Genomic DNA, 14,455 nt, shown 5'->3' with positions numbered 1-14,455 from the left:
ATTACAGAGCCTTTCGAATTGTCGCGTTGAAACCGAAACGAATGTTAAGTTCATTCTTTAATTTACGTATTTCTGCCACATTTTTTATAGCAGGAATATACACTTGGATACCTGTTTCGGTATTTCTCATCAATGGGCTATAGCCTACTTTTTTTACGTTTTCAATCGCTCTTGTTGCATCTTCTGTGCGAGAAAAAACCGCCAATATGACTTCCCAGTTAATGAGGCTTTTATCTTGTATATTTAAATCGTCCCTCTCAGACCATTCATCCATGGATAGCTTATGCCCACCTAAAGTCACCTTATCTGCTGATTGATTCGTGCTAGAAAATGAGTTCATCTGTGACAGTGAATCTAATTGACGTAAAATAGGCTGACTAAGTTCACGATACTGATATTCTGTAAATATATAAGCCAAGCAGACCATTAAAATGGCGCATAAGATTATTTTCCTTTTACTCACCAATAGCCAAGGCTGCAGCTCCTTAATTAACTTGGGTTTATGCGGTACTAAAACGGCCTTTTCACTTCGATAAGTAATTAACAAGTCGTAGGTTTTTGATTTTATCTCATGTAACGTACTCATATCGCGATAACGATATCGCCCCTTAAACCCGAGCATTAATAAGATGTATTGCAGTTCAATAAAGTCTGTTAACTTAGCTGGCTGTAAAGTGGCATTTTTGAGTAAACTGAAAAATGCTTCCCCGCCATTTCTCTGTGAAAATACCTTGCTTACCAAAGAATAATTTTCCCAACGTGCTTTTACTCCCCACACAGTATTTAAAATCGTTTCATCAAATGCAGCACAGAAAATAAAACAACTTTTCTCTATAATACTGGGGTGATAATCAAGCCTTAAACCTCTTTCCCTAAATCGCCCTAGCGTATCGAGTAATTGTTGCCTGAAACCTTCAATGTTTATTGGCGCTCCTTGCCGTGGAATCGTGACCAGAATACCGAGCAACTCAGCCGATGTATTCAGCAAAGGGCTACCATAAGCTGTGACGCTATCCAGTACATATTCTGATTTTGAAATATCGACATAACTCGATTTTTCTACCACCTGATGATAGTTGAAATTATCTTCAGAACGACGAATTTGAACAGTGGGTTCCTCACTAAATAATTTAGACACTACTCACCTACCTAATGACATAAAATTCAACATCGACATCTGTAATACGTTCATCGATATGCAAAGCAATAGGCTCTTCTTTTTTAATCAAAGCCTGCCATAATTCAGATTTTGCATCCACCTCAAAATAAGCAGCGTCGTGACGAGCTTTTAATTCAGATGGAGCATAAGAAAGATGGCGTAGAGCCACCCCTGATAAAGCGTTTCGCACCAAACTGACAATATCGCTATTACCTGCAAGCTTACACGCCTCCGGAAACTCCTTACCCAGACGTGTCGAACCAATTGGCGACGTCACCGCCATGATGAAGCGCCCTTGATGATAAAGGCTACGATCCATAACCTGTGCCTGTAATAATCGTCTCGTGGCAAATAGTTGTGTTTGCCAATGCAGCGTCGATACATTGTCAACCTGAACCTCCCTCAGCAGTAAGATCAATTCTGAGAAAACTTTAGAAAAACAATCATATAACTCATTAACATCCCAAACGGGAAAAGAACTAGGGACTTTACCTTCAAGCCCCTGCATTTGCCCAGTCATTGAAATGCACTCAAGATAGAGCTGTTTTGTCAACAAACCAGCATCTTTATTCCACTGCTCAAGCTTAGGCATCCAAAATCCTAACGCCTGCAGCCATAAATAGTCGCGCATTAATCCCTGATAACTTTTACTGCTATTGTCAGCATTAAGGCGGCCAGAGATAGTTCGAGCTCGATATTGAACATGAGCAAATACATCAGCGATACTATCTTTAAGATAACTTGACACATCACTGTGAAGGCAAGGGGGAATGAAAGCTTGATTGAGTGTTAGTTTTCCCTCAGGTTGATATTCACTCATTTCAGCAATGGCAAGCAAGGTATAATTGTTAAGCTCATCACCTTCTATTTTTAGCACTATATTTAACTGAGCTAGCTCCAATTCCAATGCATCACTGTGTTCCCGACTCGTATCATATACACTATGTTTGACAGAGGAATGGCGTTGGCGCTTGTCCTCACTAACATTCATCGCTCCAGGATGAGCAACGGGTAAGGCAAGATATATTTTCTTTTTACTGATATCTTTAGCCACATCCAATTCAAGTCTATGCTCGATTTCAAATGGTGAGCCGTCAGGGAAAATCCCTTTAGCATGGCGAACCGTTAACTTACCAATATTGAGCATCGATAAATCGAGCTTCAGTGAAGTCAATCCGTAAGATTGGGACACATGTTGACCAATGAACTCACGAACATAATGCTCAACATATCGTTCTTGTTGCTGGAAATGTTGTGGTGACAAAAACATACCTTCATTCCAAAGAACCTTATTGCAATCCATCACTCTTCCTCTTGACTAGATATCGATAAATTTATGCCATCTAAACTGACCTTAATAGCAGTGTCTTGCGTATCTATAATCTGGTAGAGAACTTTATTTTTAGCCTCTCTATAGTTTGAGAAACCGGCAATAACACCAATAAACTTTGTTTGGGCAGACAAAGGAATCACTTCTTGCCGCTGCTCCCCTGGCATCACGCTAGCAAGCCTACGTACAACCAATAAATTGGCTTTTAGCACGCCCTGTTCTCCATGAAATATCTGCATAAAGTTTGCTCTTGAAAAAGCTTGGCTATCGCTTAACTGGTACACCCTAAGTTCGACAGGAGACACTTTTTGATCTACATTTGGATTGATATTCAACTCAGCTTGAATATCTAAAAACAACTTAGGCTCAACAGGATCTCGCCATAAACTGCATCCGGTCAACACCAACATCAGTAAGCTATTAATCAATATTTTCACCAACGGTCTCCATCCAAATTATCTTGTTGACGTAAGGCTTCATGAAAATAAGCTTGCAACTTAATTTGCCAATCTTGATTATCCATTTGACGATTAAAATAACGCGTAAACATTTCCCAGTAATTACGTTTCCGACGCCAAAAAGAAGGCTTAACGAGATCATCAAACATCGCTTCCATAGAAACTGGTGAAATATCACCCATCAATCTAGCAAACGCTATTTCTAAGGCTTTATTGGTCCGCTCAATTTTTCGAGGATCCGCAAGCATTGATATTGCATCATGGCGATGCCTCTTATTTTGCAGCTGAGGAGGGGCTAATTTAGCTTGATAATCCATATTAGAAAGAGGCACTTCCTCCAACGCATTAAAGTGGAATTCAAAATCCCAATTAGGCTCAGACTCTTGTTCAATATGCTCTGGTTCATGAAGCTCTGCATCAAAAGCAAACCTGGCCTCATCTTCAATATTTGTTTGAAATACTGGCGTCCTTGTTACGGTAGAAGAAGTATTCACCAAAGCTAAGTCTTGTGCTTCATAAAAGGGGTCATTAAACAACTGAGTAGACTCAGGTATCTCGCGATTAGATAAGGTCGACTCAGGCTCACAGTCAAACGGATCATCAATGAGTTGATTATCATCCGGTGGAGTCAATACTGTCGCCAATGCTGGACTAAAACATGAAATTAATAGTCGATAGCGGCCAATATCAAGTATATCTCCATCGGCTAAGACATATTTATTCCCTTTGCCTATCGCAGCGCTTGAGCCATTAACAAACAACCCATTAGTACTGTTATCAACCACTTGATATCCAAAAGAGCACTTTTTAATAATCGCATGTACTGCAGATATTTCACGATAGGAATCAGCCAACTGCATGGTCACACCTAATGCTCGGCCTATATCCCCTCCTTCTTCAGGAAAAGGCTTATGCCGTTCAGAAATGGATTCGTCGTTGGGCGAACTTATGATTCTGATTGCAAGTGACATATTCTCTCTCCTTAAGCTATTATTCGGCATCGGGCAAAAACTTTCTTATTCGATAGCAATGACAAATTGATTGTTTTTAACTGAAAACCTTACCCTATTAATCGGTTCGGACAGGCTCATACGCACAATGCATTGATCAGCTAACTCAGGCACAAGTTGGCGATTAATCAGTTGTTCAATGGCCCTTGCTCCGGTCTCCGGTGACAGATTCATATTGACCAAACGCTCAATCACTTCAGGACAACATTCGAAGCTTGCACTGTAGCGATCCATAATGCTGTTCTCGATACGTTTAAGAGATAAATGCGCTATTTGAGTCATCTCTTCTTTATTTAATGGGAAATAAGGCACAACCGTTGAACGCCCTAAAAAAGCCGGTTTAAAAAAACGTTGTAATTCAGGTAAAATCGCTTGTGCCAACTGGTTAATATCAGGTCTATTGTCAATACAAGCCTCAACCACTGCACTGTCTGCAGCATTCGATGTCATGATGATAATGGTGTGTCGGAAGTCAATATGACGACCTTCAGCATCAGAAATAGCGCCTTTATCGAAAATTTGATAGAAAATATCATGGACACCAGGATGTGCTTTTTCCATTTCATCCAACAGTAATACTGAATAAGGGTTTTTACGCACGGCCTCAGTAAGCACGCCCCCTTTGCCGTAACCAACATAACCAGCAGGCGACCCCAGCAACATAGACACTTTATGTTCTTCTTTAAATTCAGTCATATTTATGGTCGTAATATTACGCTCACCCCCATATAATAAGTCTGTCAACGCCAAGGCTGTTTCTGTCTTACCGACTCCACTTGGGCCACACATGAGAAAAACACCGACAGGTTTACGCGGATCGGTTAGTCCAGCACGCGACATGCGGATGGCTTTGGAAATTTCTGTAATTGGCGCTAACTGTCCAATGACCCTTTTTCCGATGTTTTTCTCAAGATTCAGTAAACTGTCTACTTCATGTGTCATCATGTTGCCAACAGGAATACCAGTCCACAGTGAAATAACTTCCGCAATAACATGCTGATTAACAAGAGGTTGCACGAGTGGGTTCTCTCCTTGCAGACCATCAAGTTCAGCCATTTTTTCTGCTAAATCCAGTTTACTTTGATGTTGCGATACATCCTCTCCAGTCAGCATCTGTTCTTCAAGGCTGGTTTGTAATGTGAGAATGTCGGTAACTAAAGCCACTTCTAACTTCCAACGAGTGGATAAATTATCATGTTCAAATTTCAATGCTTGCAGTTCTAATAGAGCTTGATCAGCACAGTCTTCTCCATAAGACCATAACGCGGCTTCATGATTTAGGGTTGCGATTTTACTTTCAGCATAAATAATTTTTTCAGCAACGGAATCAAGTAACCTTGGCGTTGAACTTTGGCTCAACCTGATCCGTGAACACGCAGTATCAAGCAAACTGATCGCTTTATCTGGTAACTTACGTTCAGGGAGGTAACGAATTGATAGTGATACGGCTGCATTAATGGCTTCTTGCAACACTTTCACTTGATGATGTTTTTCCAGATTACTTTTCACCCCTTGCAGCATATGAATTGCATCTTCTTCACAAGGCTCTTCTACTGACACCAGCTGAAAACGACGAGTTAACGCGGCATCCGCCTCAAAATATTGCTTATACTCTGACCATGTAGTCGCTGCAATCGAGCGAAATTCACCACGAGCTAATGCAGGTTTAAGGATATTTGCTGCATCACTCTGCCCTGCAGCGCCCCCAGCCCCAATCAGTGTATGCGCTTCATCAATAAACATGATAATAGGCGTAAGCGATTGCTTTATTTCGTTAATCACATCTTTCAGACGATTTTCAAATTCCCCCTTAATACTGGCTCCAGCTTGCAAGAGTGAGAGATCTAAACTACGAAGTTCCACATTAGCCAATGATGGCGGGACATTCCCTGAAGCTATTTGTTGTGCAAGCCCCTCTACAATAGCGGTTTTACCGACACCTGGATCACCCACTAAAATCGGGCTATTCTGACGACGTCGACACAAGATATCGATCACCATACGGATCTCATCACCGCGGCCTGAAATAGGATCTCCCCCGCCTTGACGAGCTGCTTCTGTAAGATTCTGTGAATATTTATCTAAAGCTGGAGTACTGCCAGAAACAGTCCTCTCTTGTGAGGCATCTTCTTTATGTTCAACTGAAGAGATCTTCGCTAGAGAGCCAAGCCACTCTGTAGAGAGTTGTTGCAGCCATTGGGTCAATACGCTGTGATAAGATCCTTGCTCAATACGCTGTTTAAGCACCATCAACAAATGATAGCCATTAATATCAAGCTGGCTATTGTTCAGTGATGCTAACATCCAACTGTCTTTAAGCAATTCGACCAACTGCGAAGACAAAGACGGTGAAGTGTCTGTTCCTCTAGGCTGAAGCGCTAACTCTTGAGATAACTTTTGTTCCAAGGGAGCTTTAACTATTTTAGCCTTTTCTAGTGAGTTACCCCATGCAGTGGATAACTTCAGCAGTTGCAGAAACCAATGCTCAGGCTCTATCGAAAAATGACCGCGACTAACGCATTCACCAGCAGCACCCTCTAATGCCTGCTTCAATTCTGGATTTAATCTTTTGACTAAATTTTGTAATTCTACATTTATCATGTTATTTCCTAACTTAAAGACAGCGGCATGGTAATAAATTGACCAGCATCTGAAGCGGCTTTTATCCATGCTGATTGACCGACTTTCAAACCATAACTTGGGTCATTCGTTAAACGGACACTAGGCAAACATTGGCTATTGACCTTCATGTACAACCTATACTCTATGTCCATCCCCATATAACTTTTGACCAAACTGTCCAAGGCAAGTATCAGTTTATTATTATTACGAAGGGCTTCAGAATCTTGATAATCAAGAGGGTAGATATGAATATGCAATTTCTGACTCAACATAGGTGTCGTCTTGCCTAACATCGCGCCTCCACCTAAGCGGGCACTCGCCGTTTTTTTACCTAATCGTGTTAACGAACAATCTGTGACAGGTTGATACTCAATACCATGCCCCTCAACTTCAAAACGAGCGTCAAAAAAATCTTCTAGAATCGCTTTTAACGTAAGTGGGCAAGTCAGGTTCATCCCCATTAGACCAGAATATTGAATCATTCGCTCTTTAGGTAATTCCCCACCTGCCTCCTTGATACCGCTCAAACTGCTTAACATGTCTGTCATCGATAGTTGCTGACTATTCCAACAAAAAGTCTCTTCTTCGATCTGCACGGTTAAATCATGCTTTTGCTCGGCTTGACAATAAAGACGAAAATAACGGTTATTAAATGTATCTAGAAAATCGCTTGGAGCTTCGTCTCCTAAATTGAATTTCGCATGCATAGCCTGACGAAAAATCGCTCTAGGCATCACCCCCTTATTGCCTGATAATCCACTCAAGGATGTTTTTAGCACGTACTCACCAGCGGTATTTTCATATGCCCGTGTCATTTCACTGTGGTAATAAGCTGGCAATGATTCAGAACTAAATCGTACTTTGGGAATTTTCCCTAACGTGGCGGCATTACGCTTAAAACATTGCCAAGCTTTATCTAAATCAACACGGTAAAAATTGTTATTTAATCTTGTTAAAGTAAACTCTTGCATCCACTTCTCCTTGGAAAAGACATATGTACTTCTTCTTTCCCTTCAAGACGAATATCAGTTTGAGTGAAACTGTTAAAGCCAGCAAAAAAAGCAAAAAAATGGTCTAATAAGTGACCGAATAAAGACAGACTGCCACTCACATTAATCGGATCAAACGTCACTATGATTTTTGTTCCATAGGCAAAACATGCTTTACCTGATACATATATAGGCGCAACCACCTTCTCTTGTTCAAGCCCTACGAGTGCATCGATGTAAAGTTGATTGAGTGAACTCTGATTAAAATTATAAAGTTCAAACATTGTCTTTAATGTGCTCACGGGATCATCAGATCCCATCACTGACTGATAATTGAAATGTAAATGACGCAATAATGTCCACGTGCTCTTATCTCTATCTTTAGTGCGTACTGGCATAGTCGGTCGACGTAGCATTCGAATTTCAGCAGGAATCGTCAGTGATTCACGGCACTCTATGGTACTCGTGACCCCTAATGAACCAGCATGAATGCTATTAGAGGCTGTCGCCCTTACCAGCCAAGTCTGAATATTGTCACCGACATGGGAATGTGACAAATCTGCCACTCGGATGTGGCTCTCTAATACTCCTCGATCATGCATCGACTGCTGCAACTGCCAACGAAGTCCTGTGTTAGCACCATGAAACTTTTCGCCATAAATAGGTGGAATATTGATTGGCTCAGCACCACTCACATCAAGCACCTGATCGACTGAAAACAATTCGAGGGAATCCTCCCCCCGAGCATCAAGCACAATTGGATATTCTTTTTTAAAAAAGTCGACTTCTATCGGTTCAGATACAACCTGAGATAAATTTATAATTGGCACCGTAAACAAAGAAAAATGCTGATCTGACAAACTTCTAGCGAGGTCCATTCCAAGTTCATCAACAAAAATTTTCACGGTAAACTTATTACCTACCACTTTCTTAAGTGTTGTTCCCAACTCAAGTCTAAAACCATAAAAACGCTCAGAAAACATAAAGAATTCAGTCAGTAATTTAAAGCCACCAAAGCTAGTAGACTGATACGGTAAAACACTTTCTGCGAAGTCGAATCCAGCAGGTTGCATTGCATGTTTACCGAGCTCTATATATTCATCATCAACTTCAATACAAACTTGCAAGGTTCCTTGAAACAGCAAATCATATAGCCGCAGTAAAAAGCTAGCATCTCCTTTAAGCTGTACTTTGAGACGTTCAATCGGTAAATCTGAAAGTTTCACACCTTGATCAAAGGTGGAAATATCAATTTGAATCATAGCTTTAGCATTTTCAATATCCGTCAGAGCACGTCCTTTAAACGGAGCAAAAGTGACATTAACGTGATCAATGTTTAATGGTAACAATTCAACTGTTTCTGTGGTGCGAAAAATAGCACGGCCTTTATCCTCATCAATAACATCAAACTCTGTACCTACTGGGATTTCATGTACCGCATTAATATCTTCAGCAATAACAAAATCCAAGATGCTAAAACTTGGGGTAGGACGAAGATAATGAGGAAACAATAAGCGAATTAAACTTTCAGCCAGCTCTGGAAAAGTATTGTCTAAACGCTGCTGCAACCGACCGTTCAAAAATGCCACGCTCTCAACTAAATGCGCTATCTGAACATCATCAATGCCGTCTTTGCTAATACCAAGCGCACGAGCACTACCCGGGTAGCGCTCTGAAAATTGCACAGCTTCTTCACGAATAAATCGTAACTCTTGCTCAAAGTAAGAGAGCTGATGATCAGACAAGATTGGATTTCCTTACGATAAGCCGATTAATATTAAAATCCAAAAAAGAATCCAACACCACTTCCTCTTCAGCAATACTTGAATGCATCACCGCCAAAATACGAAAACGTAAACGGTTTTCATCTTCGGAAGATTCTTGTATCTCTATCTCAACTTGAGTCAATCTGGGTTCGTAGCGCTGGATCAAGGTTGAAATTTCGGTGATAAGACCATCACTATTAGATTGACTTTGTCGGCGAGAAACACAGTTCATTCCCATACTCACTATGGTATTTGATAAGTCTCCATGCTGTCCGCTTGTAGACCAAACAGGGGATCTAGCCGATATAAGACCACACAAATTGTCAATGATGGCATCATGAACATTATCCAGCCCACCACCCCACTGCTGACCTAACTTCATCATTAAGCTCATGTTTTCAATCCGACTTATGCCTTAAAATAGAGGTTTCCAAAATTAACTTAGCATCCATCATGCCGAACTGATTTTGAGGTTGGAGGATAAATTTACACATGTAACGTGTCTTATCATTGGGTGATTCTTTAATGTGCACTTCAAAAGACTTGAGCGGATAACGTGCCAGCAGCGAATCATCTGCAAACTGTACGGTATTGGTATAATATTGTAGCCATTCACTTAACCTATGCTGACACGCTGCAGCACTGTCATATAACCCCACCAATTCTCTCAATTGCACTTTAATGTAGTGACCTAAACGACACGCCATTAAGTTTGTTTGTAACATGCCTTGTAAATGCGCAGTATCATCAGGGGTTTTCCACACTGAACTGTTACTAAAAAAACCTTTTTGCCCTGAAAGGTAAATGCTACTCAGTGCAATAAATCCTTGCTCTGACCAGAAACCATCTTCTTCACTATGAATATCAACTTTCGTTACCACATTTTCAGACTGACTGACGATGGCCCCAGAGTTTTTCGAATTATCATAGGAGCGTAAAAAACCAAACCAACTCACGCGGTCAAACTCACGAATAACGTTACTGGCTAATAAAAAAGCACTATTACCCCACAAGCAATGAGAATCAGATTGGCTTTCACTAAACATAAACCCTGCTGTGTAGTGCTCATAAGGTTTACGCAATAAGTATTCCGGTAGTACCAAATGAATAAATCTTGATGTCACCCTGTCACGAAGTAGCAACCAAGATGAAAAATCATCACTTTGTAAAATACGTTTCACACGTAATGAATCACTTAAAATATGCTTTTGGTTATCTCCCAAAAAATACTCATCAATACCTAATATGGCAGGACAAAACGCCATTTCACACAACTCTGAAAGCAATTGTAGGGTGTATAAATCTTCGAAGTGCTGTGATTCTTCATAACTTGAGGCTATCTTATGTGCTAATACAAGCAGACCAAATGGGGTTCCTCCCGCCATATCAAACTCATCTGAATATAGCTTCTTGAACAGGACGCAGTATTTTAGGTCAAAAAATGTATTCAGATCTTCAGACACCTCTTCCCATTTAGCATCAAGTATTTTAATTCTGACCCGACGCTGAGAAACAGGTAAAGAAATCAGCGACGACACTTCTAACCAAGATGCCTCAAGCTGCTTAAAGCAAGGATGCTGTATAACCTCTGACAACTGCTCACTTATTAACAAATCAAGCTTGGCGATCAGTCGAATTAACACCAATTTAAGCTGACCTACCGACTCGATTATAGGAGGAGAATATCTCTCTTCCGATTGATTTTCGGTAAGTAATAATCTAGAAATGATTGTTTTAGCGTTAGTCATCATCGGTTATCCCATTCAAAACAGCACGACTGGAAATACTTAACTGCCAGGGATATTAGCCACCATCCGAATTGAGCTGGTCAGCTCTTCCATTTGTAACCAAGGACGCAAATGAGCGACAGCAGAAAAAGCACCAGGGCGACCCGCATGTTCTTCAACCGTCACTTGTGCCTCGATAAGTGGAAACTTAGCTTTTGATTCATTACCAACAGCATTAGCATTGACATATTGTTGTAGCCAATTGTTAAGCTGTGTTTCAATCGTATTTGCATCCAAGTTTGAACCAACTTGATCTCGACCCATCACTTTTAAATATTGAGCGATACGGCTACTTGCCATGGTATAAGGTAAGCGTGCAGAAATTGCAGCATTGGCATTTGAATCATCATCAGCATAAACTTTCGGCTTATGTGTAGACTGAGCACCCATTGATACCGCGTAGTTTGTGTTCTTGTAATGCAGTAAAGGTAAAAAGCCAAGATCACTCAATTCTTTTTCACGTTCATCAGTCAAATTGACCTGAGTAGGGCATTGCTGGACTCTGTCACCTGCATCAGTAAAATAGGTGAAATTAGGTAAATTTTCTATTTTACCGCCATTTTCAGCCCCACGGATCGCAGTACACCAACCATATTTTGTATAAGCATTGGTCAATAACAAGCCAAATTCATAAGCGGCATTACTCCAGACAAAATCATCTTCAGATGATACGATTGATTGCCCATTTTCACGCACAGGTAACTCTTCAAAAGCAAACGATGATACTTTAGTGCTCGCTTGTCCGTAAGGTAGACGTGCCATTGTTTTTGGTAAAGTTAATGCGACATAACGAGAATCATCACTTGCTCTAAATGCATTCCAACTCGCATAAGCTGGGGAATCAAAACCCGCCGCAACAGGCTTGCCATCAGTAAAGGTCGTGAAGGTATCAAAATCAAACATTGCGGAACTGGCTGCGGCAACAAAAGGGGTATGTGATGCTGAACCCACTTCAGCCATATAACGTAGCAGGGCGACATCTTCATCACCATAACCAAACTCATAATCACCTAGAAGTACGCCGTAAGGCAAACCACCTGCTGTGCCAAACTCTTCTTGGTACACCATATTAAAAAAACGACTACGATCGATGGATGTTGCATCTTCAAATTGCTCGAGCAATTCAGCTTGGGTATAATCAACCACTTTAATTTTCAGATCAGAACCAAGGTCGCTGTTTTTAACCATTTTTTGCAACCCAAGCCAACTGCCTTCTAACTTTTGAAAGTTCGGGTTTTTCATCACTGCAGATAACTGTTCAGAAATTTTACGATCAATTTCTGCTACCGCTTGCTCAATGGTTAGTGTAAGGTTTTTATTCCATGTCACCGTACCTTCCATCACTTGTGATGTCATAATAGACAGAAGTTCTTTGGTGGTATCAGCAGGCGTTTGCGCCGTAGCAGAAATCGCACGTTCAAGAATACTCTGCGGTGCTAATGTTTCTACCTCAACTTCAGCTTGACTCGTTGCTTGTTGTTCAGTGGACATTACTCAGCCTCCTCTTTAGTCAAACCAAGCTCTTCAGCGAGCCCTTGAATCGCATCTGCATCTTTAAATACTTCTTTTAACAAGCGGTCTAAGTCACGTGAACGATCAGCTTTGCTTAGTAATGTTTTCAGATGATTACGCGTTTCAACCAATTTAGTCAGTGGTTCAATTTGCCCAACAAGTTGCTCAGGGCGAAAATCTTTCATTGAGCTGAAATTAAGATTAACGTCAAATTGACTATCATCATCCGTCAGCTTGTTATCTACCTTATACTGTAAACTTGGGTTAATTTGCCCCATTACTGTATCAAAGTTATCTTTATCGATAGTTGAAAACTCACGTTCCTCAAGATCCACTTTATCTGCAGCAGCTTTATGACCCGAGTAATCCCCGATAACACCGACAATAAACGGCAGTTCTTTCGTTTCAAGACCTTCTGTGGTTTCGACGTCATAGGTAATACTTACCCGATTTTTACTAACACGCTTATGTTGAGAGTTCAATGTCATAAAGAAGTCCAATTGAATGTTTAGATGGTTTAATTGCCTCCCTTAACAAGGGAGACAAATTGAAATAACCGAATTAAAGAGCGAGTGAAGTCGGTTTATTAACCTTGCGGTCATAACCCACTTTACCAATAGAAGTACCTGTACTGTCATCGCTTTCAATATAGAAATCTTCTTCAGCTTTATTGTAAGAAAAAGTAAAGTTTTCATGAGCGACTGAATCTGGTACAGAAGAAATTGAACGCCCTATTGTACGAGCTTCATCCAAAGTAACTTTGTGAGAAATCTCAACACCATCACCTTTAGAAGCAGGTTTAGTCTCAACGATTTCTAACTGATAGGTTTTATCAAATTTAAGCATCATGGAATAAAGAAGTGGCGAAGCGCCACTCTTCAGCATGCTAATATTAATCGGATCGAAATGGATTGTGCCCTGATCTTGGTTCTTGGTATCAGTATTCATCGATACTGTACGTGACTTAGACATAGACCAGTTCATAATTTCAAAAAATTCACCATCTCCACCACCTGGAATTTTAACTTCTGTTGCATCTTTAACTTTTTGGCCCACAACACGCATATACATACCATTACTAGACATATTTAACCTCTTTAATTAGCGCCTCAATCAATAAGGCAACTTTCAATTGATAGATACTCGATATTGAGCACCTGCGGAACATTTCTAACTAATAAAAATTAATACTGACCGCTTTATCGTCGCAATAGCGATTAATGTTACAATAAGTATCACAAGCAAGAGAGGGAGACTCAATATATTTCATTAATGAGTCTTATCCATTATTCTAAAAATAACGTTATATATAAAAAACAATGTTGGCACCATAAACTATTGATAAACAGTGAAATAAAAATAACTGTAACTTAATAACATTAAAGGTTAAAACACTCAGTCATATATATTACCTATAATTATGCTGCCAACAATCCTATATGGAAGATTCTTAACATGCAATATTAATTATTTAAAAACTCATACATATATCAATCATCAAATTCAAGATACATAAGTTACGTAAAAAATATAATTGTTACCATAAATAATACTAATTTTTCATGAACTTTTATAAAGCAAATTTAATACCAACTTTATAATGCCAGCTCCCTATTACTAAAACTACTCGCTACTCGCATTCACTCATACTAATCACGTTAAGCTATGAAACATTGATTTAGCACAAAATGTGACAGCGCTGTCATTTCTTACTGGTAATATATAAAACTTTTCCCACAAAATCAAAAGTTAAACTGCATCAATTTGCAACAAAACTATTTAAGTGGTCTAAAACACGCGACATGACACTTGTGCTTTATTT

The 14,455-nt window shown here is 40.0% G+C and carries 12 protein-coding genes; all 12 read right to left on the bottom strand.

The genetic code is table 11. The features are described from left to right. Position 1: 1 nt before the first annotated feature. Positions 2-1,138, bottom strand: a complete 1,137-nt coding sequence (icmH, locus tag HQQ94_RS03930) for a type IVB secretion system protein IcmH/DotU (RefSeq protein WP_173293193.1) — start codon at positions 1,136-1,138, stop codon at positions 2-4. Positions 1,139-1,145: 7 nt separating this feature from the next. Next, a complete protein-coding gene (tssK, locus tag HQQ94_RS03925) occupies positions 1,146-2,462 on the bottom strand; it encodes a type VI secretion system baseplate subunit TssK (RefSeq protein WP_173293192.1) in 1,317 nt (438 codons plus the stop codon). Next, complete coding sequence (gene tssJ, locus HQQ94_RS03920) at positions 2,462-2,926, bottom strand: type VI secretion system lipoprotein TssJ (protein WP_217273988.1); 465 nt, start codon at positions 2,924-2,926, stop codon at positions 2,462-2,464. Before tssJ ends, tssK begins: the two co-directional genes overlap by 1 nt. Next, a complete protein-coding gene (locus HQQ94_RS03915; RefSeq protein ID WP_173293191.1) occupies positions 2,923-3,918 on the bottom strand; it encodes an FHA domain-containing protein in 996 nt (331 codons plus the stop codon). Before HQQ94_RS03915 ends, tssJ begins: the two co-directional genes overlap by 4 nt. Before the next feature lie 45 nt (positions 3,919-3,963). After that, entirely contained in the window at positions 3,964-6,558 is a 2,595-nt protein-coding gene (gene tssH, locus HQQ94_RS03910) for a type VI secretion system ATPase TssH (protein ID WP_173293190.1), read from the bottom strand. An 8-nt stretch (positions 6,559-6,566) separates the two neighbouring features. After that, positions 6,567-7,550, bottom strand: a complete 984-nt coding sequence (gene tssG, locus HQQ94_RS03905) for a type VI secretion system baseplate subunit TssG (protein ID WP_173293189.1) — start codon at positions 7,548-7,550, stop codon at positions 6,567-6,569. After that, positions 7,532-9,313, bottom strand: coding sequence for a type VI secretion system baseplate subunit TssF (gene tssF / locus HQQ94_RS03900; RefSeq protein ID WP_173293188.1), 1,782 nt, complete (start codon positions 9,311-9,313; stop codon positions 7,532-7,534). Before tssF ends, tssG begins: the two co-directional genes overlap by 19 nt. Beyond that, a complete protein-coding gene (locus HQQ94_RS03895; RefSeq protein ID WP_173293187.1) occupies positions 9,306-9,728 on the bottom strand; it encodes a GPW/gp25 family protein in 423 nt (140 codons plus the stop codon). The genes tssF and HQQ94_RS03895 overlap by 8 nt, the downstream gene beginning before the upstream one ends. Before the next feature lie 4 nt (positions 9,729-9,732). Continuing rightward, entirely contained in the window at positions 9,733-11,085 is a 1,353-nt protein-coding gene (locus HQQ94_RS03890; RefSeq protein ID WP_254303996.1) for a type VI secretion system contractile sheath domain-containing protein, read from the bottom strand. A 36-nt stretch (positions 11,086-11,121) separates the two neighbouring features. After that, positions 11,122-12,612 (bottom strand): type VI secretion system contractile sheath large subunit, encoded by a 1,491-nt coding sequence (gene tssC, locus HQQ94_RS03885; RefSeq protein WP_173293186.1) that lies wholly within the window; start codon positions 12,610-12,612, stop codon positions 11,122-11,124. Then, on the bottom strand, positions 12,612-13,121 hold the full coding sequence (tssB, locus tag HQQ94_RS03880) for a type VI secretion system contractile sheath small subunit (RefSeq protein ID WP_173293185.1): 510 nt from the start codon (positions 13,119-13,121) through the stop codon (positions 12,612-12,614). Before tssB ends, tssC begins: the two co-directional genes overlap by 1 nt. A gap of 73 nt (positions 13,122-13,194) precedes the next feature. Beyond that, positions 13,195-13,719, bottom strand: coding sequence for a type VI secretion system tube protein Hcp (locus tag HQQ94_RS03875; protein ID WP_173293184.1), 525 nt, complete (start codon positions 13,717-13,719; stop codon positions 13,195-13,197). Positions 13,720-14,455 lie beyond the last annotated feature (736 nt).

This window comes from Shewanella sp. VB17 (assembly GCF_013248905.1).
Taxonomy (GTDB): Bacteria; Pseudomonadota; Gammaproteobacteria; order Enterobacterales; family Shewanellaceae; genus Shewanella.
The sequence above is the reverse complement of the archived record's forward strand: the minus strand, read 5'-3'. Positions and strand labels throughout refer to the sequence as shown.